The organism is Kitasatospora sp. NPDC088264 (genome assembly GCF_040685715.1).
Classification (GTDB): Bacteria; Actinomycetota; Actinomycetes; order Streptomycetales; family Streptomycetaceae; genus Kitasatospora.
On the sequence record NZ_JBFBIR010000008.1, the window covers coordinates 1 to 25,768 of the forward strand.

Sequence of the window (25,768 nt, forward strand, 5' to 3'; positions counted from 1 at the left end):
GTGGCAGCTGTTCTTCCAGCAGTCGTACGTCATCGACAAGCGGATCACGCCGCGGTTCATGAAGTACGAGAAGGTCGACCTGTGGATCGGGATCGTCATCGTCATCATCGGCGCCGCCGCGATGATGGGCTTCACCGCCGCGGCCTTCGCCGGCACCGACGGCTTCGGCCAGTTCTCCGACGCGGCCGCCGTCGCCAAGGGCCTTGAGGACAAGGCCGGGCACGTGGTGGGCGTGCTGTTCGCCATCGCGCTGCTGGACGCCTCGATCATCGGCGCCTTCGCCGTGTCGCTGTCGACCGCCTACGCGATCGGCGACGTGTTCGGCATCAGGCACTCGCTGCACCGGGGCGTCAAGGGCGCCAAGGGCTTCTACGCGATCTACGCGGGTCTGGTGGTCGCGGCGGCCGTGATCACGCTGCTGTCCACCGGCTACACCCAGGGCCTGATGACGCAGTTCGTCCAGGTGCTGGCGGGTGTGCTGCTGCCCTCGGCGACGGTGTTCCTGCTGCTGCTCTGCAACGACAAGGCCGTGCTGGGGCCGTGGGTCAACGGGCCCAAGACCAACGCCTTCACCTCCGCCGTGGTCGGGGTCCTGGTGATGCTGTCGCTGATCCTGACCGCCGCCGTGGTCTGGCCCGACATCAGCTCGCAGGCGATCCTGTGGATCATGGCCGGCTGCGGCGTGGCCGGTGTGCTGGTCGCCGGGTACTTCTTCACCTTCGGCCGCACCGCCACCAAGGAGGACCCGATCGACCGCACCGGCCGCGAGGAGTGGCGGATGCCCCCGCTGGAGACCCTCGGCAAGCCGGTCATGTCCACCGCCCGCAAGGTCGGCATGGGCGCCCTGCGCGCCTACCTCCTGGTCGCGATGGTGATGGTCATCATCAAGATCGTCCAGACCGCGCTCAACCACTGAGCCGCAGACCGCAGCCCGGACTGACGGGTGGTGGGCAGCGGCCCGCCACCCGTCCGTTCGTCTCCCAGGTCTCGCAGCCCTTCCCGCTCTCCCAGCTCTGCCAGCTCTCCCAGTGAAGGAGGTGCCGTCGTGCACACCCTGACCACCGCCGACTTCCTCGTCCGGCTCGCCACCGGGGTCGCCTGCGGCGCGCTCATCGGCGTCGAACGCCAGTGGCGGGCCAGGATGGCCGGCCTGCGCACCAATGCCCTGGTCGCCGCCGGCGCCACCCTGTTCGTGTTGTACAGCGAGGCCGTCGGCGACGCCGCCAGCCCCACCCGGGTCGCCTCCTACGTCGTCTCCGGCATCGGCTTCCTCGGCGGTGGCGTCATCCTGCGCGACGGCGCCGGCGTCCGCGGCCTCAACACCGCCGCCACGCTGTGGTGTTCGGCCGCCGTCGGGGTGCTCGCCGCCGCCGGGAAGCTCGAATTCGCCGTCCTCGGTACGCTCGGCGTCCTCGCCGTCCACCTGATCCTGCGCCCGGCCGGCCGGATGCTCGACCGCGCCCCGCAGTCCGGCAGCGACCCCGACTCCACCGTCCGCGCCACCGTCCACCTGGAATGCGAGCGCAAGGCCGAGACCCACATCCGGGCCCTGCTGCTCCAGGCCCTGTCCGCCTCCGGCCTCGCCCCTACCGGCCTGCGCGCCCGCCGTACCGACAGCGGCGACGCCACCAGCCTGCGCGCCACCGTGGCCATCACCGGGCAGGTCGCCCCGGCCCTCGAACAGGTCGTCAGCCGGCTCTCCCTCGAACCCGGCGTCCGCGACCTGCACTGGCACCTCGACGACGAACCCGACGACCCGAGCCGCCCCGCGCTCGCCTAGTAGGCGGCCCGGGGGAGGTAGAACGGAGGCACCGTCACGAGGCCGACCAGGAGGTCCCGATGTTCACCCCCGACCCCAGGCACGGGCCGCTGGTGCCGATGCTGCTGGTGCTCACCGTCGTCACCGGACTGGTGGACGCGGTCAGCTACCTCCGGCTCGGCCACGTCTTCGTCGCCAACATGACCGGCAACGTGGTCTTCCTCGGCTTCGCCCTGGCCGGTGCCGCCGGACTCTCCGCCACCGCCTCACTGAGCGCCCTCGCCGCGTTCGTGCTCGGCGCCCTGGTCGGGGGCCACCTCGCCCGGCGGCTGCCCGACCACCGCGGGCGGCTGCTGACCACGGCGGTGGTCGGCCAGGTGGTGCTCGTCGCCGCGAGCATCGCCCTGGCCGCCGTGGCCGGCTACACCTCCGACCCGGCCCGCTACGGCCTCATCGGGTTGCTGGCCTTCGCGATGGGCGGCCAGAACGCGGTGGTCCGCTCCCTCAAGGTCCCCGACCTGACCACCACGGTGCTCACCATGACCATCACGGCCCTCGCCGCCGACCGCACCGGCCCCCGCCGTCTGGCCTCCGCCGTCTGGATGTTCGTCGGCGCCCTCGTCGGCGCCCTCCTCATCCGCCAGGCCGACGTCCCCGTCGCCCTGACCCTCGCCCTGACCCTCCTCGTCGCCGTCGCGGCCCTCACCCACCGGGCCGCCGGAGCCCACCCCGCCCCGGCCTGGACCCACCCGCTCTGACCCGGCGCCGCGCCCCTCCGCTCGCCGGCTCCCGCTCGTCCTCAGGGATCAGTCGTCCTGGCGGTGGCCGGCGCGGCCGCTCCAGAGGGGTTCGAGGCGGGCCCAGCCCTGGGTCCAGGCTTCGTCGGCGCGGCGGTCGAGGACGTGCAGGCGAAGGCGCAGGGCGAGGGTGAGCAGGGCCAGGAGGGCGAGAAGGGCGCCGGCGCCGGTGCAGACGGCGGAGACGGCGACGGAGGCGCGGTTGGTCGGGGGCGAGGAGAGCGCGCCGGCGGGGTCGACCCAGACGGGGACGACGGTGCCGGTGACGGCCGTGCGGGGGGCCTGGACGGTGCCGGTGTGCGGCTGCCCGTCGGGGTAGGTCCAGGCGGCCTCGGCGTCGACGCGGGTGCTGTAGCCGGCGCCGAAGCGTCCGCCGGTGCCGGTGCCGGTGCCGGAGCCGTGGTCGGGGAGGGTGAGCACCACGGCGTCGACCTTGTGGAGGCGCAGGCGGTCGCTGTCGGCCTGGGGTGCGGTGGCGTGGTAGGCGAGCAGGGCGCTGCCGGTGGCGAAGGCGAGGGCGAGCAGGGCCCCGAGGGTGCTCAGCAGCCAGGCGCGGGCGCGGGCCCGGTCGACGGGCCGGACCAGCGGTTCGTGCCGGGCACCGAAGGCCCGCCGCAGCCGGCGGCCGGTTCGCGGCGGGCGCGACGAGGGCCGGGCGGGGCGGGGTGTGCTGGACACGTCGACGGCTCCTCAGGGGGGTTGGGGCGGCGCGCTGGTGGGGGCGTGGGGCTTCGTCACCCAATTTCCACCCGGTGGCCGCCCGCGCACAAGAGTCGTGCGGGCTCGTACCACCGGGACCTGCGGACGGCGCCGCCGCGCGCCGGTCGCGTTCCGGGTCACGCCCGGGCGTGCGGCCGCCCGGCGCCCCTTCGCGCACCCGGGACGTTCGACCCTCGGCAGCGGCCGGGCGGGCGGGCAGGCTGGGGTCCGGCCGCATCCTTCGTGCCAGGGGACGGCTTGGCCCGGTTGACCGTGGGGGTGCCGGGCCGTGGTGCGGTGCAGGGGGTGAGCGTGGGGCTGCCTCCTGCCCGCCCGCACCCGGGTGACGGTGTCTCCGCCCGGGTTCTGACCACGTTCTGACCACGTTCTGACCGGGTTCTGACCGGGTTCCCGGCGAGGGACCCGAATGCGAGCGCTACGTGATCACCGGCGCGGGGGCGACGGAGTTCGAGACCTGGCTCCGGGATCCGGTCGCGCCCGAACCCAACCTACGGAGCGTGCTGTTCACCAAGGTGGTGCTGGTCCTGACGCTGGGCCGCGACGCCGAGGAGTACCTGGACACCCAGCGCGCCGCCCACCTGCGCCGGATGCGCGAACGCACCGAACTGCGCCGCACCGGCGCCCTGGTGGACGCCCTGCTCGCCGACCACGGCCTGTTCCACCTGGACGCCGACCTGCGCTGGATCGACCTCACCGCCGCCCGCCTGGACGCGCCGGCCCGGCTCGGCCTGGTTCGGCCTGGGCGGCATGGAGCGGCATGGAGCGGCGCCGCTCCGGCGAACTGTCGGGTGGTCAGGCGCGGCGCGTGGCGCCGGCCCGGGGTCTGGCGGCCCGGCCGCAGGTGCTGTTCGCCGACGAGCCGACCGGCGCGCTCGACTCGCTGAAGCGGATCACCGGTCCTGAGGGCGCCCGCAACGGCTGACGGCCCGTCGCCGTTCGGCATGGGCCGCCCGGGCGGTGGGCTCTCGGCGTCCGAGTGCCGCCGGGTACCCCGGCGCCCTCAGCGGGTGACGGGGTACCCGGTCGTTCCGGCCCGGACCACCGACGGCCGTTGCGGCAGCCAGCTGCCGAGGACCAGCGAGGACGGGTAGAACATCGGCTCCGGCAGCGCGTCCAGCGCGACCCGCTCCCAGCCGCCGCAGGAGTGCGGCTCGGTGACGACCGCCTCGGCCAGGCTCGGCGGCGCCAGCACGGCGGCGGTCAGCCGGGGCCGGCCGAGCTCGTGGTCGAGCAGGAGCGCGAGCACCCGCATCTGCTCGGCGGGCATCACGATGCCGGTCTCCTCGGCGAGTTCGCGGGCCGCGGTCTGCTCGAAGGACTCGCCGGGATCGACCTTTCCGCCGGGCAGGCTCCAGGTCGGCGGCTCGCCGGCGGTGGTGCGCCGGCCGATCAGCACCCGGCCGTCCCCGGTGGGCACGATGATTCCTGCGCCGAGCAGCGGTGCAGTGGTCAATTCGCCATCTCCTTCGCAGGGGTCCTCGCCAGGATCGGGGATTACCAGTTGGAGCGCTCGTAGTCCTTCAGGAAGCAGCCGTACAGGTCCTCGCCGAGCTCACCGCGGACGATCGGGTCGTACACCCGGGCCGCGCCGTCGACCAGGTCGAGCGGGGCGTGGAAGCCCTCGTCGGCCAGCCGCATCTTGTCCGGGTGCGGCCGCTCGTCGGTGATCCAGCCGGTGTCGACGGCGGTCATCAGGATGCCGTCGGTCTCGAACATCTCGTGCGCGCTGGTGCGGGTGAGCATGTTGAGCGCGGCCTTGGCCATGTTGGTGTGCGGGTGGCCGGCGCCCTTGTAGCCGCGCTGGAACACGCCCTCCATCGCGGAGACGTTGACGACGTACTTGCGGCGGGAGGCGGAGGCGGCCATCGCCGGGCGCAGCTGGCTGATCAGGATGAACGGCGCGGTCGAGTTGCAGAGTTGGACCTCCAGCAGCTCGACCGGGCCGACCTCCTGGACGGTCTGCACCCAGCTGTTGGTGGGCGCGAGGTCGGGCACCAGCCCGCCGGCGTCGATCGCGGTGCCGGCCTCGATCCGGGCGGGCGTGGCGGAGCCGGTGACGAGCGCGAGCGAGGTGACGTCCTCGGCGGCCATCCGCTGCGCGTCGCCGCTCGCCTGGTGGGGGAGGGCGGGAAGGTCGACGCTGCCGCTGCCGAAGCGGCCGATGGTGGTGGCCTGCGGCAGCTCGCCGGCCGGCAGCGGCGCGGACTCGGCGGCGATCAGCTCGCGGTAGGACTCCGGCGGGCGGCGCACGGTCTGCGCGGCGTTGTTGATCAGGATGTCCAGCGGGCCGTCGGCGGCGACCTCGTCGGCGAGCGCCATGACCTGGGCCGGGTCGCGCAGGTCGATGCCGACGACCTTGAGGCGGTGGATCCACTCGGCGCTGTCCGGCATCGCGGTGAAGCGGCGGATGGCGTCGTTGGGGAAGCGCGTGGTGATGGTGGTGTGGGCGCCGTCGCGCAGCAGCATCAGTGCGATGTACATGCCGATCTTGGCCCGGCCGCCGGTGAGCAGCGCGCGCTTGCCGGTGAGGTCGGCGCGGGCGTCCCGGTGGGCCCGGTTCTTGACGGCGCAGTCCTGGCAGAGGTTGTGGTAGAACGCGTCGACCTCGACGTACCGCTGCTTGCACGTGTAGCAGGAGCGGGGCCGCTCCAGGATGCCGGCGATCTCGGTGCTGGTGACGGTGGTCAGGCCGAAGGCGCCGGCGGTCTCGTCGTCGATCCGGGTGGGTGCGCCGGTGGCGGTGCGCGCGGTGACCTCGCGGTCGTTGGCGGTCTTGCGGGCCCGGGTCTCCTGGCGGCGGCGCTGCTTGAGCGTCCGGAATATGCCGCCGACGGCCTGGCGGACGGTGATCGCGTCCGGGTGGTCGACGTGCAGCTGGTCGAGCTCGGCGAGCACGTCCAGGCAGAGCCGCAGCCGCTCGGGGTCGAGGCCGGGACCGTAGTCGATCTCCTCCCCGGTGTCCGTGCCGCTCTGGTCCTGCTTGATGTCCACGCCCGCCGTCATTGCCTGTCGCCGCTTCCCGCTCGCCTCGCCGTTACCGCGTGAATGCTACGGGAGCGGCCCTGGCCGGGGCGAAAACCGCCGACCTTGGATGATCGTCCAAGTCTACGCGCGGAGCATTGATCATGGTTTGTACACAGTGCCAGCAATGGGCCTCGAACTGGCTTTTGATCCCACCGTCCCGGAGAATCGAATGCTGGGTGCCGGGCGCCCGAGTGCGCCCGGCGGCAGTGCCGCAACCGCACCCGAGGTGTAATTTCTCCCAGCCAGAGAGCCCCCTTCATGCGCTTCCTGAACGACCTCAAGCCCTCGTACGACTTGACGTACGACGACGTCTTCATGGTCCCCAGCCGTTCCGCCGTGGGCTCCCGGCAGGCGGTCGACCTCTCCTCGAACGACGGCACCGGCACCACGATCCCGCTGGTCGTCGCCAACATGACCGCCATCGCGGGCCGCCGGATGGCCGAGACCGTCGCCCGCCGCGGCGGCCTGGTCGCCATCCCGCAGGACATCCCCACCGAGGTCATCGCCGAGGTCGTCTCCTGGGTCAAGCAGCGCCACCTGGTGCACGACACCCCGATCACCCTCGCCCCGGGCGCCACCGTCGCAGAGGCGCTGTCGCTGCTGCCCAAGCGCGCGCACGGCGCCCTCGTGGTCGTCGAGGACGGCAAGCCGGTCGGCGTCGTCACCGACTCCGACTGCCAGGGCGTGGACCGCTTCACCAGCCTCGCCGACGTGATGTCCCGCGACCTGCTGCTCCTGGACGAGGACATCGACCCGCGCACCGCCTTCGACAAGCTCACCGAGGCGCACCGCAAGCTCGCCCCGGTCGTCGACGCCGAGGGCCGGCTCGTCGGCATCCTCACCCGCAAGGGCGCGCTGCGCGCCACCCTGTACACCCCGGCCGTGGACGCCGCCGGCAAGCTGCGGATCGCCGCCACCGTCGGCATCAACGGCGATGTGGCCGGCAAGGCCAAGGCCCTGATCGACGCCGGCGCCGACGTGCTGGTCGTGGACACCGCGCACGGCCACCAGGAATCGATGATCAGCGCGCTGCGCGCGGTGCGCGGCCTCGACCCGCGGATCCCGATCGTGGCCGGCAACGTGGTCTCCGCCGCCGGTGTCCGCGACCTGGTCGAGGCGGGCGCCGACATCCTCAAGGTCGGCGTCGGCCCCGGCGCCATGTGCACCACCCGGATGATGACCGGCGTCGGCCGCCCGCAGTTCTCCGCCGTGCTGGAGTGCGCCGCCGAGGCGCGCCGGCTCGGCAAGCACGTGTGGGCCGACGGCGGCGTCCGCCACCCGCGCGACGTCGCGATGGCACTGGCCGCCGGCGCCTCCAACGTGATGATCGGCTCCTGGTTCGCCGGCACCTACGAGTCCCCGGGTGACCTGCAGACCGCCGCTGACGGCCGCCAGTACAAGGAGAGCTTCGGCATGGCCTCGGCCCGTGCGGTCAGCAACCGCACCGCCCAGGACTCCTCGTACGACCGGGCCCGCAAGGCGCTGTTCGAGGAGGGCATCTCGCACTCCCGGATGTTCGTCGACCCGGCCCGCCCGGGCGTCGAGGACCTGATTGACTCGATCGTGGCCGGTGTGCGCAGCTCCTGCACCTACGCGGGCGCCAACACCCTGGAGGAGTTCCAGGAGAAGGCGATCGTCGGCATCCAGAGCGCGGCCGGCTACGCCGAGGGCAAGCCGCTGCACTCCAGCTGGGCCTGATCGGGTCGGGCCTGAGCGCCCGCTCCTTCACCGGCCGGCCGGTTCCTCGCCTCGGGGAGCCGGCCGGCCGCCGTGCGGGGGGCGTCCGGTGCCTTGTGGGGTGCGTCCGGCGCCGTGCCCGGTGCATGCGGTGCCTTGCCCGGTGCGTCCGGCGTGCCCGCCGTCGTGCCCGGGGCGTCCGCCGTGCGTGGTGAGCCGTCGGCCGCGTCCGGTGCGGGGTGCGGGCCGAGCGGGAGCAGCAGGGCGTGGCCGAGCAGGCCGGCCGAGCAGTCCAGGGCGGCGGCGAAGGCCCGCGCGGCGGTCGGCACCGCGCGCAGCTCCCAGAGCGCCTGGACGGCGGACCACGCCCCCTCGCGGGCGGCCTCCACCGACCAGACGCCGAGCAGGTGGGTGAGCGGTTCGGCGCGCTCCAGCACGTCCGGGCCGGGCATCAGCTGCTCCCGGACGGCCGTCTCCACCTCTGCCAGCAGGCCGTTGATCCGGTGGTAGTCCGCCGCGAGCCCGGCCGGCTCGCAGCCCCGACGCAGGCAGGTGTCCACGACGGCGAGCGGCAGGTCGTGCTGGATGTGGGCGTTCATCCCGGCCAACGCGAACTGCAGCGGGTGCACCCCCGGGTGGGCGCGCAGTGCGAACAGTGGACGCCAGCAGGCGGGCGGCTCCTGCCCGGCCGCGTCGGCGGCCACGGCCAGCAGGTAGCGCCCGGCGAACACCGTGTCGAGCTCGGCCATCGCCGCCGGATCGGCGAAGTACGAGCCGCCGAGCCGGTCGCGGACGGCCTCCGTGACGGTGAGGTAGAGCCGGTTGAAGACCGCCACCCCGTCCGCCGGGGGCAGGACCGCCCCGATCTCCCGCAGCCGACCGACCACCTCCTCGACCGTGACTGGCGCCGTGACCCGAGTCGTGACGGGTGTCGCGACAGGCGCCGTGACCGTGTTCGCGGCCAGCACCGCGACCGGCGTGCCGTCCGCCGCCATCGTCGTACCGGGCATGCGCCACCCTCCGATGTCGATCGTGCACTGATCGCATCATCGTGGCAGCGCGGACGGCAGCCCGGTGCGTGCGGCGCGCGGCGCGCGGCTGAGACCAGGTGATTCAGCCCAGCTCGTACTCCAGGACGTAGGTGTGGGTGCCGGCCTCGTCGACGGTCAGGCGGAACTCGCCGGTGAGCCCGGCCAGCTCGCCCGACCCGGTGCCCGGCACCACGCGTATGGTCGTCCCGCCGGTGTCCCACGCCGCGTGCTGGAGCACGAACGAGCCCTTACGCCCGTCCAGTTCGCCCGTCACGTGCTCCACCGCGACGTAGGACGCCGGGCCGCCCGAGGGGCCCGCGACGGAGAGCATCCGCACCTCGCTGGTGCCGCTCAGCCCACCCGTGAAGTTTTTGGAGATCCGGACCCGCCCGAAGGCCGCACCCTCGCGCTCCTCCGTCTCCACCGGTTCGAAGCCGGTCAGCTCGAACGACCCGCTGGCCTTGTCCCCCATGGCGCTCTCCCTTCGACGATCGCTACCCGGCCGGCTCCTCACCGACCGTGTGCGAAGCCTTGCACACGGCTCTGACAATCGGCCGGGCCGTCACTGCTCCCGCCGGCCCGCCCATCCCGCCTGCCCCCCTGGCTGCCTGCCCGTCCGCCGTCCGCCCTCCGCCCGTCAGTGCTCCCAGCGGAGCGCCAGCAGCGCCGCGTCGTCCGTCAGCCCGGCGTCGCCGACCCAGCCGTCGACGTCCGCGAGCAGGTCCTCCAGCAGGTCCGCCGGGTTCCCCGCGGGCAGCCCCGGCAGCCGCTCCTCCAGCGGGTAGAACCGCCCCTCGGCGTTGCGGGCCTCGGTGATGCCGTCGGTGTACAGGAGCAGCAGGTCCCCCGGCAGCGGCTCGAAGTGGACCGTCGGATACCCGTCACCGGTCAGCCCCCGCAGCCCGAGCGGCGGCGCGGCGTACGGCGGCGTCAGCGCGCGCACCCGGCCCGCGCGGCGCAGCAGCGGGGGCGGGTGCCCGCAGTTGACCACGCCGGCCGGCCCCCGCTCCGCGGGCACGGTCAGCAGCAGCGCGGTGGCGAAGCGCCCCTCGTCCGGTCGGGCGGCGAGCGCCGCGTCCAGCCGCTCGGCCAGCCGCGCGAGATCTGGCTCCGTCCGGGCCGCCTCGCGGAACACCCCCAGCACGTCCGCCGCCGTCTCCACCGCCGGCAGCCCGTGCCCCTGCACGTCCCCGAGCAGGATCCGGGTGCCGTAGCGGGTGTCGACCACCGCGTACAGGTCCCCGCCGATGCGTGCCTCGGCCGCCGCCGCGACGTAGCGCACCGCGGTGCGCAGCCGCCCGATCCGCTCCGGCGGCGGGCGCAGCAGGGCCCGCTGTGCCGCCTCGGCGACCGTCCGGACGTGGAACAGCTCCCGCTCCCGGGCCGACACCAGGACGACGTTGGCGGCGCTGGCCAGGGTCGCCGCGAGCACCGTGATCAGCGCGGTGATGTGCACCTCGGCCGGCAGTTCGGTGTTGGTGGTCTCCAGCAGCCCGACCGCCACGACGGCGATGCCCCCGGCGGCCAGCGGCACCCGGGCGCTGCGGGTGGTCGCCCCGGCCAGGACCGGCGCGACGGCCAGTACGGGGGAGAGGGTCGTCCCCGGCCCCGTCACCAGGTCGGCCACCACGGCGGCGACCAGCAGCCCGAAGGCGCCGACCAGCAGCATCCGGGTGCGCCGCGGCAGGTGCAGCGGTGGCACACCGTCCGGGCCGTCTGCGCTCACACGTCCTCCCGGCTGCTCCCGGCGGATTGGCGACCTACCGTCCACTGTGCTCCGCACTCCCCGTGAGCGGCACCTCGGGGGACCGGGGCGGCTCGGGGACCTCGGCCGAGGCCGCCCCGAGCGGGCGGACTACGCTGGCCGGGAGATGAGACGCAAGAGCCGCCGCCCGGCCTCCCCCCTCCCGCAGCGCCACGGTGTGGACCCGGTGCACCTGCGGCTGCCGCCCGAGGGCCCCTGGCCGTCCGTCCGTGCCTACCTGGTCGAGCGGCTGCCGGCCGTGGCCGCCGCGCGGATCGATGCGGCGCTGAGCGGCCGCGAGATCGTCGGCGAGCACGGCCCGGTCGCCCCGGACGAGCCGTTCCGGCCCGGCGCGCACCTGTGGTTCTACCGGGACCTCCCCGAGGAGGTCCGCGTCCCGTTCGAACTGGAGGTGCTGCACCGCGACGAGCACCTGGTCGTCGTCGACAAGCCGCACTTCCTGGCGACCACCCCGCGCGGCCGGCACGTCGTCGAGACGGCGCTGTCCCGGTTGCGGCACAGTCTCGACCTGCCCGCCCTCAGCCCCGCGCACCGGCTCGACCGGCTCACCGCGGGCCTGGCCATGTTCGTGGTGCGGCCCGAGGAGCGCGGTGCCTACCAGACCCTGTTCAGCGACCGGCTGGTGCGCAAGGAGTACCAGGCGATCGCCCGGTACGACCCGGCGCTGGACCTGCCGCGCACCGTGCGCAGCCACATCCTCAAGGAGCGCGGGGTGATCGCGGCCCGGGAGCTCGACGCGCCGCCGAACAGCGAGAGCCGGATCGACCTCCTGGAACGCCGCGACGGCCTGGCCCGCTACCGGCTGCGGCCGCTGAGCGGGCGCACCCACCAGCTGCGGCTGCACATGTGCGGCCTCGGCGTGCCGATCCTCGGTGACCCGGTGTATCCGGTGGTGCTGCCCGAACCGGCCCCGGACGACTTCCGTCGCCCGCTCCAACTCCTCGCCTCGGTGGTCGAGTTCACCGACCCGCTGACCGGCCGGGAGCGCCGCTTCGACACCCGCCGCACCCTCGCCGCCTGGACGGACCCGCAAGCCTGGGCCGGCGGCCCAGGTCCGGCGACCCGGACACCCTAGGCCCAACGGACGACCGGGTCCCGGTTCCGGCGCCCGATCCGCCGCCGCCCCCTGCGGGGCGAGGGTGGGGACATGAACGCAGCACAGCACACCGCCCCCGCCCCCGTCGCCGTGGTCACCGGCGCCTCCCGGGGGCTCGGCCTGGCGCTCGCCCGGGCCCTCGCCGCCGACGGCTGGCAGCTGGTGATCAGCGCCCGTGGCGCGGCCGGACTCGCCGCCGCCGAGGCGGCCCTGGCCGCCGTCACCAAGGTCGTCGCCCTCTCCGGTTCCATCGTCGACGACGACCACCGTGCCCACCTGACCGCGGCCGCCGACGGGCTCGGCGGCGCGAGCCTGCTGGTCAACAATGCCGGTACGCTCAACGGTGCCACCGCGCCCGGCGCCGAGCCGCTGCCCCGGCTGGCCGACTTCCCGCTGCCGGACCTGCTGGAGACCTTCGAGGTCAACGCGCTCGCCCCGATCGCCCTCACCCAGCTCCTCCTGCCTCAGCTGCGTGCCCGCGCCGGGAGCGTGCTCAACATCAGTTCGGACGCCGCCGTCGTGCCCTACCTCGGCTGGGGCGGCTACGGCGCCAGCAAGGCGGCGCTCGACCATGCCACCGCCGTACTCGCCCGCGAGGAACCGGAGTTGCGGGTGTGGGCGGTGGACCCGGGAAGCATGCGCACCGGGATGTTGCAGGAGGCCAGCCCCGGTGAGGACATCTCCGGCGAGCCGCTGCCCGAGGAGGTGGTGCCGGTCCTGCTCGGACTGCTGCACGACCGGGCCGCCTCCGGCCGCTACCGCGCCGAGGACCTGAGGGCCGCGGCCCGGGGTGGGCGATGACCGGACTCGTGGACCTCGGCCTCGACGTCGCCGTGCCGCCCGAACTCTCCGCCCGGGCACCGGCGGAGGCACGCGGCGGGGCGCGGGACGGCGTGCGGATGCTGGTCGGCCGGCGCGACCGGGGGAGCGTCGAGCACCACCGCTTCACCGAGCTGCCCGAGGTGCTGCGCGCGGGTGACCTGCTGGTGGTCAACAACTCGGCCACCCTGCCGGCCGCGCTGCCCGGCCGGCTGCCCGACGGTACGGCGGTCGCGCTGCACCTGTCCTCCGCCCAGCCCGACCAACGCGGCTCCCACCTGGTGGAGTTGCGGCGGGTGGTGCCGGGGTCGGCGGCCGCCTACTACCCGCCGGCCGACTCCCCGGCCCGCCCCGGTCTGCGGGTGGCGCTGCCCGCCGGCGGCGCGGCCGAGCTGGTCGCACCGTTCACCGCCCGGCTCTGGTGCGCCGAACTGGCGCTGCCAGCAAGGATGTTGCCGTACCTGGAGGTGCACGGCAAGGCGATCCGTTACGGCTACGTGGACCGCGACTGGCCGATCGAGGCCTACCAGACGGTCTTCGCGGCCGTCCCCGGCAGCAGTGAGATGCCGAGCGCCGCAAGGCCGTTCAGCGCGGAGGTGGTGGCCCGCCTGGCGGGTCGCGGGGTGCTGGTCGCGCCGGTCACGCTGCACACCGGGGTGGCCTCGCCGGAGGCGCACGAGGCGCCGTACGCCGAGCGGTTCCACGTCCCGGCGGCCACCGCCCGTCTGGTCGGCCATGTGCGGGCCGGCGGTGGGCGGGTGATCGCCGTCGGCACCACGGTGGTGCGCGCCCTGGAGTCGGCCGCCGCGTCGGACGGCACCGTCCAGGAGGCGGACGGCTGGACGGAGTTGGTGATCACTCCGGAGCGCGGGGTGCGCGCGGTCGACGGCCTGCTCACCGGCTGGCACGAGCCCCGCGCCTCGCACCTGCTGATGCTGGCCGCCGTCGCCGGGCGGCCCCTGCTCGCCGAGTGCTACCGGGCCGCCGTCCAGCACCGCTACCTCTGGCACGAGTTCGGCGACGTGAACCTGCTCCTGCCGGACTGAGCCCGCGCGCCGCGCCGCCCGGTCGTGGGCCGGATCACTCGGTCGCGGGCCGAATTACTCGGACGGGCTGCCCGGGGGCAGTTCCAGCTCGAACCAGACCACCTTGCCGTCCCCGGTGCGGCGGCTGCCCCAGCGGTGCGCGAGCTCGTTGACCAGGTGGATGCCGCGCCCGCCCTCGTCCTCGGCGCGGGCGCGCCGGATCCGGGGCGTCTCGCTCTCCTGGTCGGCGACCTCGACGGTGAGCGCCCGGTTGCAGAACAGCCGCAGCTGGGTGGGGGATCCGGCGTGCACCAGGGCGTTGGTGATCAGTTCGCTGGTGAGCAGTTCGGCCCAGTCGGCGAGCGGTTCGAGGCCCCAGGCGGCCAGCGTCTCGCGGGTGAAGCGGCGCGAGTGGGCGACCATCGCGCGGTCGCCGGTGAGCGGCAGGCTGGCGATCCGGTCCGCGCCGACCGGCCGGACCTGCGCCATGATGACGGCGATGTCGTCCTCGCTGGTGGGGCCGGTGAGTTCGGCCAGGACGGCGTCGCAGGTCTGCTCCAGCGAGCGGCGCCGGTCGGCGACCGTCCGGCAGAGCAACTGCAGTCCCTCGTCGATGTCGTGGCCCCGGCGCTCGACCAGCCCGTCGGTGTAGAGCGTCAGGATGGCCTCCTCGGGGAGGGTGAACTCCACGCTCTCGAACGGGACCCCGCCAACGCCGAGCGGTGCGCCGGGCGGCAGTTCGACCAGGTGCGCCCTCCCCTGCGGATCGGCGACGACGGGCGGCAGGTGGCCGGCGCAGGCGGCGGTGCAGTGGCGGTCCACCGGGTCGTACACCACGCAGACGCAGGTGGCGAACTGGCCCTCGCCGAGTGCGCTGGAGGCCTCGTCCAGCCGGTGCAGGACGCGCTCAGGGGCCAAGTCCAGGGTGATCAACGTCCGGGCGACAGTGCGCAGTTGGCCCATGGTGGCGGCGGCCCGGATGCCGTGGCCCATCACGTCGCCGACGATCAGCGCGACCCGCCCCGAGGAGAGCGGCACGACGTCGAACCAGTCGCCGCCGACCTCGCTGACCACGCTGCTGGGCAGGTAGCGGTAGGCGAGGTCCAGGCCGAGCGTGCGGTGGATCTCCTGCGGCAGCAGGCTGCGCTGGAGGGTGAGCGCGGTGTCCCGCTCGCGCCGGTAGAGCCGGGCGTTGTCGATCGCGAGGGCGGTGCGCGCGGCGAGTTCCTCGGCCAGCGAGCGGTCCTCCGGGCCGAACGGCTCCGGGTTGCGGGTGCGGACGAACTCCGCGCCGCCCAGCACGAGTCCGCGCGCCACCAGCGGCACCATCAGGTACGAGTGCACCCCGGCGGCCAGCCCCGGCTGGACCCGGTCGGGTGAGGCGGCGATCCGGCGCATCTCCTCCTCGGTCACCTCGGAGACCAGGATCGAGCGCCGGGTGCGCAGGCTCTGGGCGTACAGCTGGGCGGACTGCGAGGTCTCGCCGACCTGGTCGGAGGCCGCCGTCATGCCGCCGCCCCGGGTCGCTTCGCCGACCGCCACCGCCCGCATCAGTATCGAATCGTTCTCCGGGACGGGGCCGGGCTCCTCGCCGCCGAGCACCGCGTCGCGCAGGTCCACGGTGACGAAGTCGGCGAAGCGCGGGATCACCACCTCCACCAACTCCTGGGCGGTGCGGTGCAGATCGAGGGTGGTGCCGATCCGGGTGCTGGCCTCGTTGAGCAGCGACAGCCGCTGCTGCGCGGCCCGGGCCTCGTCCAAAGCCCGCTGCCGGGCGGCGGCCGCGTCGCGTTCGCGGGTGAACAGCAGCGCGTTGTCGATGGACACGGCGGCCCGCACCGCCAACTCGCCGGCCAGCGCCAGGTCGTCCTCCTCGTAGGGGCGCTCCACCAGGGTGCGGTAGAAGCCCGCGACGCCGACCGCGGTGCCGCGCGCGATCAGCGGGACGACCATGAAGGAGTGGACGTTCTGCTCCCGCACCGCCGCGGCGCGCACCGGGTCGTCGGCGAACCAGGCCATCCCCTCCGCGTCCATCCGCGGCACCAGGACCGGCTTGCGGTGTGCCAGGCTCCACGCGTACGGCGTGCCGGGTGCGAAGCGGTGCACCCCGCCGAGTCGGGCGACCGGCCGCAGCGTCGAGCCGGGTACCGAGTGGAAGGCCATCCGCCGCAGCAGCGCCGAACCGTCCGCCGGGGCGCGGGCCTCGCGCTCGCCGCGGACCAGGTCCTCCAGCACCTCCACCACCACGGAGTCGGCCAGCCTGGGCGTCGCCACCTCGGCCAACTCCTGTGCGGTCTGGGCGAGATCGAGCGTGGTGCCGATCCGGGTGGAGGCCACGTTGACCAGCGCCAGCCGCTCCTGGGCGGCCTTCGCCTCGCGCAGCGCCTGCTGCCGGGCCAGGACGGTCTGGTGCTGGCGCAGGTACAGCCGGGCGTTGTCGATCGCGACGGCGGCCCGCGAGGCCAGCTCGTCGCCGAGGGTGATGTCGGCCTCGGCGAACGACTCCCGGTCGCCGCGCCGCGAGTACACCACCATGCCGAGCGTGGTGCCGCGCGCCACCAGCGGGGTGATCCGCACCGAGCGCGGCCGGTCGCCGAGGTAGGCCCGGCGGTGGCTCTCGGTGATGGCCTCGCTCAGCAGCGGCAGCTCCCAGGACGGCACCACCACCGTCCGCCCGGTGGCCAGCGCCCGGGCGTACGGCGAGTCCGGCGTCAGCTCGTACAGCGATTCCACCGGCAGTGACTCGGCCGGGTACAGCGGGTCGGTGGTGGCCAGGGCCAGCCGGCGGACCAGCTGCGGCGCGTCCGGGTCGGGCGGTTCGACGTTCCGCCCGGTCACCAGCACCTCCAGCGCGAACACCCCACTGATGTCGGCGACCCTGGGCACCATCGTGTCGGCCAGCTCCCGGGCGGTCTGCCGGAGGTCGAGCGTGGTGCCGATGGAGGCAGTCGCGTCGACCAGCAGGGCCAGCCGCTCCTGGGCCCGCGCAGCCCGGGCCTCGGCGCGGAACCGCTCGGTGACGTCGATGACGGTGGAACTGACGCCGAGCACCCGGCCGCCGGGTTCCTCCAGCCGGAAGTACGAGGCGGACCACGCGTGGTCGTGCTGCGGGTCGCCCGGGGTGCGGCCGTGCGAGCGGGTGTCCACCACCGGTTCGCCGCTCTCCAGGACCCGCCGCATCACCGCCTCCGCCTCGGCGCCGTTGATCCCGGGCAGCACCTCGGTGAGCCGGTGGCCGAGCTGCTCCTCGACGGGCAGGCCGTTGGCCCGGGCCAGCGCCTCGTTCAGCCGGACGAAGCGCAGCTCGGGGTCGAAGACGCCCATGCCGACGGGGGACTGGGTGAAGAAGCCGTCGAGCACCGCCAGGTCCGCCTGGATCCGGCGCAGCGTGGTCACGTCGGAGGCGACGGCCAGCACCAGCGTGCGGCCGTCTGGCCCGGTGATCGGATGGGTGCGGAACTCCAGGTTCACCAGGTGCCCGTCCCGGTGCCGGACCGGGAACACACCGGACCAGGCCCGGCCGTGCAGGATCTGCTGGAACAGCTCCAGCACCTCGGGCCGCTGCTCCTCGGAGGTCAGCAACTTGGCGGCCCTGGCCCCGATCGCCTGCCCCGGGGAGTAGCCGAGCAGTGCCTCCGCGTCGCCGCTCCAGTGCAGGATCCGGCCGTCGGCCTCGATCAGCGCCGTCGCGATCGGCACCATCAGCAGGGCGTCCTGTTGCGGCTCGCCCAGGTGGTGTTCGTTGTCGTTCACCATGGCCAGAGAACCGTCCGGAGATCGTCCCCACCAGCCCTGCCATCTTCGCACGCGGCCCCGGCGGGCCGCTCACCGTAGCGGCTCACCGGAGCGGCAGCGGGCGCTCCGGGAAGAAGTCGTCGAGCTCCCGGCGGCACCGCGGCGCTGGCGGCGGTCGAGCGTGCGAAGTCGGCCGGGCCGACTTCCCACGCTCCTCACCGGGTCGCGGCCCGCTCGCGGGCCGGGGCGGCCTCCGGGGCTCCGCCGCCCCGGGCTTCGGCGGTGCGGGCGGCCAGGGCGAGCAGCGCGCCGACGAGGCACAGGGCGGCGGCGACCAGAACGGCCCGGTCGGTGCCCGCCGCCAGGGCGCGGGCGGCGGCCTCCCGACCGGGGCCGCCCGGTCGGGCCGAGCCCGCGACGGCCACGGTGACCGCGACGCCGAGCGCCGAGCCCAGGTACCGGGAGGTGTTGTTGGCACCCGAGCCCATGGCCGCCCGGTGCGCCGGGACGCTGCTGACGGCCAGCCGGGCCAGCGCCGCATTGAGCACCCCGCTGCCGACGCCCGCCACCGCCAGACCCGGCGCCAGCCGCAGCCAGCCGGAGCCGGGCGCCAGCCCGTACAGGCCCGCCTCGCCGAGGCCGCAGACCGCGAGCCCGACGGCGACCTGCGCGGTGGCCGACAGGTGCGCCGCCAGCCGCCGCGCCTGGAGCGCGGACAGCACCGACAGGCCCGACCAGAGCGCCAGCACCCCGCCCGCGGCCAGGCCGGGCAGGCCCAGGACGCCCTGGAGCAGGGTCGGCAGGTAGCTCATGAAGCCGACCAGCGAGAGCCCGGTGAACAGGGCCCCGCCGGTGGCGGCGACGAAGCCGGGGCTGCGGAACAGCGCGAGGTCCAGCATCGGCTCCCGGACCTTCGCCTCGACCAGCCCGAACAGCGCCAGCAGCAGCACCCCGAGCGCCAGCAGCACGACGACCACCGGCCGCCCCCAGCCGCCGCGCCCCTCGGCCAGCCCGGCGATCAGGCAGGACGTCCCGGCGGCCAGCGTCAGCACCCCGTACGGATCGAGGGCGCGTGGCCGTTCGGCCCGCGACTCGGTGAGGACGGCGGCCGCGTACGCCGCCACGGCGGCGGAGACGACCGCGATCCCGCCGCTGACCGCGCGCCAGCCGGCCCACTGCCCGACCAGCGCGCCGTACACCGGGCCGACGGCGATGCCGAGGCCGACGGCGGCGCCCCAGACCCCGAGTGCCCGGATCCGGCCCGGGCCGGGCGGGTGGGCGTGGCTGATCAGGCCGAGCGCGGGTGCCAGGACGGCGGCCGAGGCGACGCCGAGCAGCACCCGGGCGGCCAGGTAGACGGCGCCGCCGGGGGCCAGCGCGGCCAGCGTCTCGGCGGCCGCGAACAGCAGCACGCCGAAGGTGAAGACCCGCTTGCGGCCGTGGTCGTCGGCGGCGCTTCCGGCGGTGAGCAGCAGGGCGGAGATGCCGACCAGGGTGCCGGTGAGGATCCAGGTCCGGCCGGTGGCCCCGAGGTGCGCGGCCTGGGCGGTGGCGGCGAGCGAGGCGGTGGGGGCGGTGTAGGCGACGGTGACCAGCGCGGTCGCGGCTGCGGTGGCGGCCAGGGTGGCGCGGGGCCGGACGCGCGCGGTGACGGGGGAGGGGCCGGGTGGTGCGGGGGACATGGGGTGTTCCTCCGGAGCGCGAACCTTAGGTCTGGTGAATGAACCTTCGTCTCGATCGGCACGCTACCACCATTGGTCTGTTCATTGAACCCGCTGTCCGGGTGGACTACGCTGACCCGCATGGCGCTGGGAACCGACTACGAACAGCAGGACTGCGCACTGGCCCGCGCCCTGGAGGTGGTCGGCGAACGCTGGAGCCTGCTGATCCTCCGCGACGCTTTCTACGGAGTGCAGCGTTTCAACGACTTCCTCGCCCACCTCGGCATCCCCCGCGCCGTCCTCACCGCCCGCCTCAACGCCCTGGTCGCGGCGGGGGTGCTGCGCAAGGAGCCGTACCAGCAGGCGCCGCTGCGCCACGGCTACCTGCTCACCGAGACCGGCCTCGAACTGTGGGGACCGCTCTACCAGTTGAGTCGCTGGGGCGGTCGCCACGCGACCGCGGGCGGTCCGCACCACCTGTTCGCGCACGCCGTCTGCGGCGCCGACCTGGACGTCGTCGGCGCCTGCCCGCGGTGCGGCGGCGCACCCGTCCCGCCGGCCGAGATCGCGATGCGCCCCAACCCCGCCCGCGGCGGCGCGCACCGGGACGACCCGGTCTCCCGCTCCCTGGTCCGCCCGCACCGGCTGCTCGAACCGATCGCCTCGGCGGCGCCGGCCGCGTAGCGAACGGCGGGCGACGGACGGCGGCGCGGCCGTCGGCAGGCTGCCGACGGCCGCGCCCACCACGCCCCGGTCACGGGTGGAACGTCACCTCCGGATTGGCGGCGGTCGGCCCGTCGAGGAGCGGCTGCCGCACGCCCTTCAGCTGGAGGTCGAGGAAGGCCGCCACGTACGAGCGGGTGAGCTCCGCGCCCCGCTCGCCCGACATCGTGGTGCCGGGAGGCTGGGGCAGGTTGAGCTTCTCGAAGAACAGCGGGAAGTCGGTGAAGGTGCCGTGGTTGGAGCCGGCGAAGGTCAACCAGCGCTTCCAGCCGTCGAGGTGTGGCCAGCTCTCCGTCCAACTGCTGTCCTCGGCGCCGTCGGGCAGCGGGTGGCCGATCATCAGGAAGGGCTTGCCGCCGATCCCGGAGGCGGGGACCGTGACGTCCATGGTGCCGTCCAGGTCCACCCCGGCCCGGATCCGGTCGTCGGCGAGCAGGGACGGGACGGTCGAGGCGCCGCCGGCCGAGTGCCCGGCCATCCCGATCCGGTCGCGGTCGATCATGCGGGCGTAGCGCCACGCCGGGTGGGGGCGGGCGGTCAGCTGGTCGAGGACGAAGGAGACGTCCTTCGCCCGGCTGTTGTCCACGGCCGCCCAGGACTCCGGGGTCGTCAGCTTGTCGCACAGCAGGCACGGGAGGGTCTGCCCGTCGGGGAACGTCGTCCCGGTGTTCTCGTAGGTGTGGTCGACCAGCGCGACGACGTACCCGCGGCTGGTCAGGTCCTCGGCGAGGCCGCTCAGCGAGGCCCGCGGCATGGTGAAGCCTGGCGACAGCACCACCAGCGGGAAGTGGCCGCCCTGCGGGCGCGCGTCGGACTTCGCCCAGGTCCGGGTGCCGGTGACCGTCTCGGTCGGGATGGTGTTGCCCGGGAGCTTCCCGTCCAGCAGCATCCGGGCGGCCGCAGGGGTCATGTACGGGGCCGCGCTGCCCGTCCCGGCCTTCGCGGGGTAGTACATCGACACCATCAGCTGGCGCGGACCGGCGGAGGGGACCCACGGATCCGGGCGGTCCCGGTCCACCAGGTGCAGGATCTCCTGGCCGACCTCGTACGGGCCGGTCGGGCGCGGCAGGTCGACGTGGACGGCGGCGGGGGCGGAGGCGTTCGTCAGGGCGGCGGGAGCGGCCAGGGCCGGCGCGGCGGCGGCGACGGACAGCGGCAGGGTGAGCAGCAGGGCTGCCGCGGCCGTGGTGGTGCGAAGTCGGTTCATGTGAGGGACGGTAGGCCGGGGGAGCGGAAGTTGACGTCCACTCAGCGGCGTAGAGATCCCTTCCGGGACGTGCGGGAGGGGACCCTTAGGGGTCGGCCGAATGGACGCCGGCCGGACCGGACCGAACCGGGCCGAACTGAACCGGATTGGACTGAACCGGACCGAACCGGGCCGGAGTCGTTGAGGAATCGAACTCGAACTCACCGCGGAGCAGTGAGTTCGGGAGTCCACCCCTCGGATCGTCCGCCGGTCAGAGGTTCCGGGTCCGGACCTCCTCGACGAAGGCCGCCGCCGCACCGGCGTTCGGCACCGGGAGGGTGAGCGGCAGGCCGGCCGAGTGCGTCCGGATCTCCAGTTCCCCGAGCTCCGAGGCCCGCGCGGACTGCACCTCCGTCCACCGGAACGACTCCGTCGCGCCGAGCGGGTGCGGCGGCCGGTGCACCAGCCCGCCGGCCGTCAGCGTCAGCTGCCCCCGGGCGAACCGGACGCCGCCCTCCGTGCGCAGCGCCTCGTGCAGTGCGGCCCGGAGGGTCGGGCGGAGTCGCTCGTCGAGCTCCCGGAACAGCTCGTCCAGCCGTCGCAGCTGCGCCAGTGCCAGCGGCTCGTCCGCGCCGACCAGCCAGATCCGGCCCTGCTCGCCCACTCCGTGCCGCCCGCCGGGGGAGTACTCGGTGGCCTCCACCGCACTCCACGGCAGGGGCTGCTCCGCGCCGTCCGCCCCGACCAGCACCAGCCCGCGCTCGTGCACCCGGACGGCCCGCAGGCCCGGCGCCGGCCGCAGCCGCCCGTACCCGCTCGCGGCCGTGATCGCCGCCGCGGCCACCACGGGTGCTGGCCACCACTCCCCGCTCGCCAGCCAGGCCGCCCCGGCGACAACGGCCGCCGCCGCGTCCAGCCAGGCCCGCGTCGGCCATGGCAGCGGCCGGAACCGCCGGTACGCCCGCACCGCGCGGCCGAGCCGCCCGTCGCCGTCCGCGACCGACCGAGCCCGCGACAAGGGCCACACCACCGCCACCTCGGCCACCTCCCGCTGAGCGAACACCACAACCGGAACCGCGACTGTCAGATCCTCAGCATCGACCGACCGCCGCGCCCTCGAACAGGGCCAATTCGTACCTCTTGGCCCTGAAACGACCTCACCCCATCCTCCACCTCACTCCGCCGACGGCCGCACCCGGTCCTCCGCCGGGCCCGCTCACCGCCACGCCCCGGCCTCGGCTCGTCAGCTCGTCGTCGCGTACTCGTTCTGCAGCGTGCGCAGCAGGGCCGTCCCGGTCGGATCGGCGGAGCGGCGGGTGTTCACCAGGACCACCACCCCCACCTGCTTCTCCGGATCGAAGGCCACGAAGGAGCGGAACCCGCCCGTGCCGCCGTTGTGCCAGATCTGCAGGTGGCCGCCCTGCTGGCTGTGCAGGCGGTGGCCGAGCCACCCCAGGTGCGTCCAGGCGAACGGGTTGACCCGGTGCCGGGTCTCCCGGGTGAGCGTGATCGCGGGCGCCAGCGGTGCGTCCGGTTCGCGGTCGGCGGCCAGCTGGGCCCGCAGGAGTATCGCCAGGTCGGAGGCGGTCGACCGGAGCCCGCCCATGCCGGAAATGTCCGCGAAGTCCCAGTACGGCACGGGTCGCCCGCCGGAGGTGTGCCCGTGCGCCAGCCGCTCGGACTGCTCCCGGCCCGAGCGCACGTGGGTGTCCACCAGCCCCAGCGGCTCGCATATCTCGCGCGCCACCAGCTCCTCGTAGCCGGTGCCGGCCCGGTGGGCGAGGGCCAGGCCGAGCAGCCCGGCGCCGAGGTTGGAGTAGCGGAAGCCGCGCCCGGGGGTGGCCCGCAGTCTCGTCCGGGCCAGCCCGGCGAGGACGTACTCGGTGCTGCAATGCGCGTACGGATCGGGCTTGTTGGGATTGAGCAGCGCCGTCGCCAGCATGCCCCGGGGCAGCCGGGGGAGCCCGGAGGTGTGGGTGGCGAGGTGCCGCAGGGTGATCGGCTGCCCGCCCCTGGCCGGGACGGCGGCACCGTCGGGCCGTATGTCGGCGAGCACGTCGGCGAGCGGTTCGGCGAGCGGGTCGTCGAGCCCGGTGGCGGTCCCGCCGGAGTCGGCGAGCGCCAGCCGCGCGAGGGCGAGCGAGGTGAACACCTTGGTGACGGAACCGACTTCGAACAGGGTGTGCGGCCCGGGCGCGGCGCCGCCCGGACCGGTCCGCCCGGCGCCGCGGATCTCCACGGCGCCGCCGGCCAGCCCGGCGACCACCGCGCCGACGTGCTGGCCCGCGAGCCGGTCGGCGGTCTGTTGCACGAGGCGGGCGAGTTCGTTCATGCCTTGAGCGTAGGGGGCCGCGACCTGCGAAGTCGTCCGCCGGAACGACGATTTCAACCGCCCTCCGCTGCTCCCGCGGGAGTACGCCCCCCACATGAGTACGCCCCGCTACGCTCGGCAGCGTACGGACACCACGGTGTGATGACCGGTCCGGGCGTAGCGGGGCGCGTGGTGGGGCGGGGGCGAGCCGTCAGCAGCTCAGGTTGCCCCCGGGGACGGTGCCGAGGATCTGGACGAAGCTCTGGTACAGGCTGATCCGGTGCTGCATCTGGGCGGTGTTGTTGCCGTTGCACTCCAGCGAGCCGTTGATGCTGCGGATCGTCTCACCGAAGCCGTACCCGTTGACCATGGCGTTGTGCGCGGTCATGGTGCCCGGCCCGTTCTGGGTGTTCCAGTACCAGAGGCCGGTCTTCCAGGCCACCGCCGGGTCGGTCTGCACCAGGTTCGGATTGTGCAGCAGGTCGATGCCGAGCGCGTCGCCGGCGGCCTTGTAGTTGAAGTTCCAGCTCAGCTGGATCGGCCCGCGCCCGTAGTACGCGGCCTGCCCGGCCGGGCACCCGTACGGTTGCGAGGCGTCGCAGTAGTGCGGGTAGTTGGCGGTGTTCTGCTCGACCACGTACACCAGTCCGCCGGTCTCGTGGCTGACGTTGGCGAGGAACGCGGCGGCCTCCTGCCGGCGCACGGTGTCGCTGCCGGTGGCCGCGAAGCCGGGGTAGGCGCCGAGCGCGTCGAGCAGGCCCTGGTAGGTGTAGAAGGAGTTCCGGCCCGGGAACATCTGGTCGAACTGGGCCTGGCTGACCGGGAATCCGCCCGGGTTGGGCGGCTGGGTCGAGCCGCAGCCGTGCGGCTCCCAGTACCAGGTGCTGATGACCGGGTCGTAGCCCGGGTTGTCGTGGGTGGCGCGGTAGTAGCCGCCGTTGGTGTACCGGACGATGTCGCCGGCGACGTAGGCGCGGCCGGCGACCCAGGCGGGGTAGTCGCAGGTGCCGGACGTCGGGGTCGGCGTCGGGTCGGTGGACCCGCCGCAGGAGCCCTGGTCGGCCCAGACCCCGGTGCCGCTGGTGCTCGGGGGCTCGTTCTGGGTCCACCACTTGGCGGCCCAGTTGTGCCCGTTGTACGAGACGGCCGCGCCGCCGGTGTAGGCGGTGGCCGCGCTCCACGGCGTGCCGCAGGCGGCGGCGCTGGCGGAGGCGGGGAGGAGGACCGCGACCGCCAGTGCCGTGACCACGGCGGAGAGCAGCGCGAGCAGGCGTTTCATTGACACGTCATCACCCCTTGTGCGGTGGGGGCCGCACGTCGTCGTGACAGGGACTTGAGCGGGCAGGGGATCCGGGTCCCGTGCGGGGGTGCGCCAGGGGAAGGCGGCCGACCGGGGTGTGGGCCGGTGCGGGGCCGTGAAGGCGACTCAAGCGGAGTGTTCTATACCTGTCAAGAGAGTGGGTGAAACCGGCTCGCAAATGCGGTGCGCACGCCCCCCGGCGCCCCCGCGAGCCCTCCCGGCCTCCGAGCGTCGCCCTCAGCCCCCGCGAGCCCCCTCAGTCGCCGAGCGCCGCGCGCAGTCGGGCCGCGACCTCCGCCGCCCCCGCCTCGTCCGGGTACTTCCCCCGCGGCCAGAAGAAGCCGCGCAGCCCGTCCTTCGGATTGCGCGGCACCACGTGGACGTGCAGATGCGGCACCGACTGGCTGATCCGGTTGTTCGCCGCCACGAAGCTGCCCGCCGCGCCCAATCCGCGCTCCACCGCGGCGGCCACCCGCTGCACCTGGAGGAAGAACGGCCCTACGTCGGCGGCCGGCAGGTCCGCCAGGGTGCGGTGGTGGGTGCGCGGGACGACCAGTACGTGGCCGGGGAACAGCGGCCGCCGGTCCAGGAAGGCCACCGCCGCCTCGTCGTCCAGCACCCGGTGCGCGGGCTCCTCGCCCGCCACCACCGCACAGAAGACGCAGTCCATCCGCCCATTCAAACCACCGGCGCCCGCCCCGGCACCTCCGCGATCGCGCGGTTGCGGGGCGTCACCCGTCCGGCCTCGAGCGGGTGCGGCCGCCGGGGCGGGTGGCGCACGGTGCTGGAGGGGGTCGACCAGAGGCGCGCCGTGCGCCGCACGAGGAGGTGGCCCGATGGCGGGCAAGTTCGAGGTCTACGAGGACGCCGGCGGCAAGTACCGGTTCCGGCTCAAGGCGGGCAACGGCGAGATCGTCGCCACCGGCCAGGGCTACTCCAGCAAGGAGGCCGCCCACAAGGGCGTCGAGGCCGTCCAGCGGGCGGCCAGCGACGCGCCGGTGGTGGACGTGCCCAAGGCCGCCTGAGCACGCCGAGCACCGAGCACCGAGCGCCGAGTGCCGACACCGAGTGCCGAGCACCGAGCGTCGAGCACCGAGCATCGAGCGCCGCCCGCCACGCGGCAGCACGCCGTGTGGCGG

General features: G+C 74.5%; 22 protein-coding genes and 1 pseudogene. 10 read left to right on the forward strand and 13 right to left on the reverse strand.

All coding sequences use genetic code 11. The annotated features are described in order from the left end of the window. From AB0O82_RS08895 to AB0O82_RS08905, 3 genes are all read left to right on the forward strand, one after another. Positions 1–916: divalent metal cation transporter (locus AB0O82_RS08895; protein WP_363581632.1), on the forward strand; the 916-nt coding region annotated here is incomplete at its 5' end. Between the two features lie 129 nt (positions 917–1,045). Further along, positions 1,046–1,780, forward strand: a complete 735-nt coding sequence (locus tag AB0O82_RS08900; protein ID WP_063346501.1) for an MgtC/SapB family protein — start codon at positions 1,046–1,048, stop codon at positions 1,778–1,780. Between the two features lie 59 nt (positions 1,781–1,839). Then, positions 1,840–2,517: a YoaK family protein gene (locus tag AB0O82_RS08905; RefSeq protein ID WP_363581634.1), complete on the forward strand. Its 678-nt coding sequence runs from the start codon at positions 1,840–1,842 to the stop codon at positions 2,515–2,517. Positions 2,518–2,565: 48 nt separating this feature from the next. Here AB0O82_RS08905 and AB0O82_RS08910 read toward each other — a convergent pair whose 3' ends face one another. Further along, positions 2,566–3,234 (reverse strand): hypothetical protein, encoded by a 669-nt coding sequence (locus AB0O82_RS08910; protein WP_363581636.1) that lies wholly within the window; start codon positions 3,232–3,234, stop codon positions 2,566–2,568. A gap of 796 nt (positions 3,235–4,030) precedes the next feature. On the opposite strand from AB0O82_RS08910, the pseudogene AB0O82_RS08915 reads away from it, so the two are divergent. Further along, positions 4,031–4,153 (forward strand): annotated as a pseudogene (locus AB0O82_RS08915) (ATP-binding cassette domain-containing protein); the annotation flags it as partial. 123 nt (positions 4,154–4,276) lie between these two features. Here the strand turns inward: AB0O82_RS08915 and AB0O82_RS08920 are convergent. Continuing rightward, positions 4,277–4,729: an NUDIX domain-containing protein gene (locus AB0O82_RS08920; RefSeq protein ID WP_363581638.1), complete on the reverse strand. Its 453-nt coding sequence runs from the start codon at positions 4,727–4,729 to the stop codon at positions 4,277–4,279. A 41-nt stretch (positions 4,730–4,770) separates the two neighbouring features. Continuing rightward, positions 4,771–6,261, reverse strand: a complete 1,491-nt coding sequence (locus AB0O82_RS08925) for an SDR family NAD(P)-dependent oxidoreductase (protein WP_363581895.1) — start codon at positions 6,259–6,261, stop codon at positions 4,771–4,773. Between the two features lie 297 nt (positions 6,262–6,558). Here AB0O82_RS08925 and AB0O82_RS08930 point away from each other — a divergent pair, with 297 nt between their 5' ends. Further along, positions 6,559–7,998: a GuaB1 family IMP dehydrogenase-related protein gene (locus AB0O82_RS08930; RefSeq protein WP_363581640.1), complete on the forward strand. Its 1,440-nt coding sequence runs from the start codon at positions 6,559–6,561 to the stop codon at positions 7,996–7,998. Here AB0O82_RS08930 and AB0O82_RS08935 read toward each other — a convergent pair. The 3 genes from AB0O82_RS08935 to AB0O82_RS08945 all read right to left on the reverse strand — a co-directional run bounded on the left by AB0O82_RS08935 (position 7,959) and on the right by AB0O82_RS08945 (position 10,734). After that, the gene (locus AB0O82_RS08935; protein ID WP_363581642.1) at positions 7,959–8,987 is read right to left on the reverse strand and encodes a DUF5995 family protein; all 1,029 of its coding nucleotides are present in this window, start codon (positions 8,985–8,987) and stop codon (positions 7,959–7,961) included. The genes AB0O82_RS08930 and AB0O82_RS08935 overlap by 40 nt on opposite strands. Before the next feature lie 103 nt (positions 8,988–9,090). Then, positions 9,091–9,480 carry a DUF3224 domain-containing protein gene (locus AB0O82_RS08940; RefSeq protein ID WP_363581644.1) on the reverse strand — a complete coding sequence of 130 codons (390 nt, stop codon included), beginning with the start codon at positions 9,478–9,480 and terminating at the stop codon, positions 9,091–9,093. 165 nt (positions 9,481–9,645) lie between these two features. After that, positions 9,646–10,734: a PP2C family protein-serine/threonine phosphatase gene (locus tag AB0O82_RS08945; RefSeq protein WP_363581646.1), complete on the reverse strand. Its 1,089-nt coding sequence runs from the start codon at positions 10,732–10,734 to the stop codon at positions 9,646–9,648. Between the two features lie 145 nt (positions 10,735–10,879). On the opposite strand from AB0O82_RS08945, the gene AB0O82_RS08950 reads away from it, so the two are divergent. From AB0O82_RS08950 to AB0O82_RS08960, 3 genes are all read left to right on the forward strand, one after another. Next, on the forward strand, positions 10,880–11,848 hold the full coding sequence (locus AB0O82_RS08950) for a pseudouridine synthase (RefSeq protein WP_363581648.1): 969 nt from the start codon (positions 10,880–10,882) through the stop codon (positions 11,846–11,848). A 72-nt stretch (positions 11,849–11,920) separates the two neighbouring features. Beyond that, on the forward strand, positions 11,921–12,670 hold the full coding sequence (locus AB0O82_RS08955) for an SDR family NAD(P)-dependent oxidoreductase (protein WP_363581650.1): 750 nt from the start codon (positions 11,921–11,923) through the stop codon (positions 12,668–12,670). After that, on the forward strand, positions 12,667–13,734 hold the full coding sequence (locus tag AB0O82_RS08960; RefSeq protein WP_363581652.1) for an S-adenosylmethionine:tRNA ribosyltransferase-isomerase: 1,068 nt from the start codon (positions 12,667–12,669) through the stop codon (positions 13,732–13,734). The genes AB0O82_RS08955 and AB0O82_RS08960 overlap by 4 nt, the downstream gene beginning before the upstream one ends. Before the next feature lie 54 nt (positions 13,735–13,788). Here the strand turns inward: AB0O82_RS08960 and AB0O82_RS08965 are convergent, their stop codons facing one another. After that, positions 13,789–17,469: a SpoIIE family protein phosphatase gene (locus tag AB0O82_RS08965; RefSeq protein WP_363581654.1), complete on the reverse strand. Its 3,681-nt coding sequence runs from the start codon at positions 17,467–17,469 to the stop codon at positions 13,789–13,791. A gap of 194 nt (positions 17,470–17,663) precedes the next feature. After that, complete coding sequence (locus AB0O82_RS08970) at positions 17,664–19,130, reverse strand: MFS transporter (RefSeq protein ID WP_363581656.1); 1,467 nt, start codon at positions 19,128–19,130, stop codon at positions 17,664–17,666. 120 nt (positions 19,131–19,250) lie between these two features. Here AB0O82_RS08970 and AB0O82_RS08975 point away from each other — a divergent pair, with 120 nt between their 5' ends. Next, positions 19,251–19,793 (forward strand): helix-turn-helix domain-containing protein, encoded by a 543-nt coding sequence (locus AB0O82_RS08975; protein WP_363581658.1) that lies wholly within the window; start codon positions 19,251–19,253, stop codon positions 19,791–19,793. A 70-nt stretch (positions 19,794–19,863) separates the two neighbouring features. On the opposite strand, the gene AB0O82_RS08980 is transcribed toward AB0O82_RS08975, so the two are convergent. The 5 genes from AB0O82_RS08980 to AB0O82_RS09000 form a co-directional block, all read right to left on the reverse strand. Further along, positions 19,864–21,039 carry an alpha/beta hydrolase gene (locus tag AB0O82_RS08980; protein ID WP_363581660.1) on the reverse strand — a complete coding sequence of 392 codons (1,176 nt, stop codon included), beginning with the start codon at positions 21,037–21,039 and terminating at the stop codon, positions 19,864–19,866. 250 nt (positions 21,040–21,289) lie between these two features. Next, a complete protein-coding gene (locus AB0O82_RS08985; RefSeq protein ID WP_363581662.1) occupies positions 21,290–22,084 on the reverse strand; it encodes a hypothetical protein in 795 nt (264 codons plus the stop codon). Between the two features lie 177 nt (positions 22,085–22,261). Continuing rightward, entirely contained in the window at positions 22,262–23,350 is a 1,089-nt protein-coding gene (locus AB0O82_RS08990; protein WP_363581664.1) for a serine hydrolase domain-containing protein, read from the reverse strand. A gap of 190 nt (positions 23,351–23,540) precedes the next feature. Next, positions 23,541–24,608 (reverse strand): glycoside hydrolase family 19 protein, encoded by a 1,068-nt coding sequence (locus tag AB0O82_RS08995; protein ID WP_363581897.1) that lies wholly within the window; start codon positions 24,606–24,608, stop codon positions 23,541–23,543. Positions 24,609–24,885: 277 nt separating this feature from the next. Then, positions 24,886–25,299, reverse strand: a complete 414-nt coding sequence (locus tag AB0O82_RS09000; RefSeq protein ID WP_363581666.1) for an HIT family protein — start codon at positions 25,297–25,299, stop codon at positions 24,886–24,888. A 166-nt stretch (positions 25,300–25,465) separates the two neighbouring features. On the opposite strand from AB0O82_RS09000, the gene AB0O82_RS09005 reads away from it, so the two are divergent. Beyond that, the gene (locus AB0O82_RS09005; protein ID WP_063346479.1) at positions 25,466–25,654 is read left to right on the forward strand and encodes a DUF1508 domain-containing protein; all 189 of its coding nucleotides are present in this window, start codon (positions 25,466–25,468) and stop codon (positions 25,652–25,654) included. Positions 25,655–25,768: the final 114 nt, after the last annotated feature.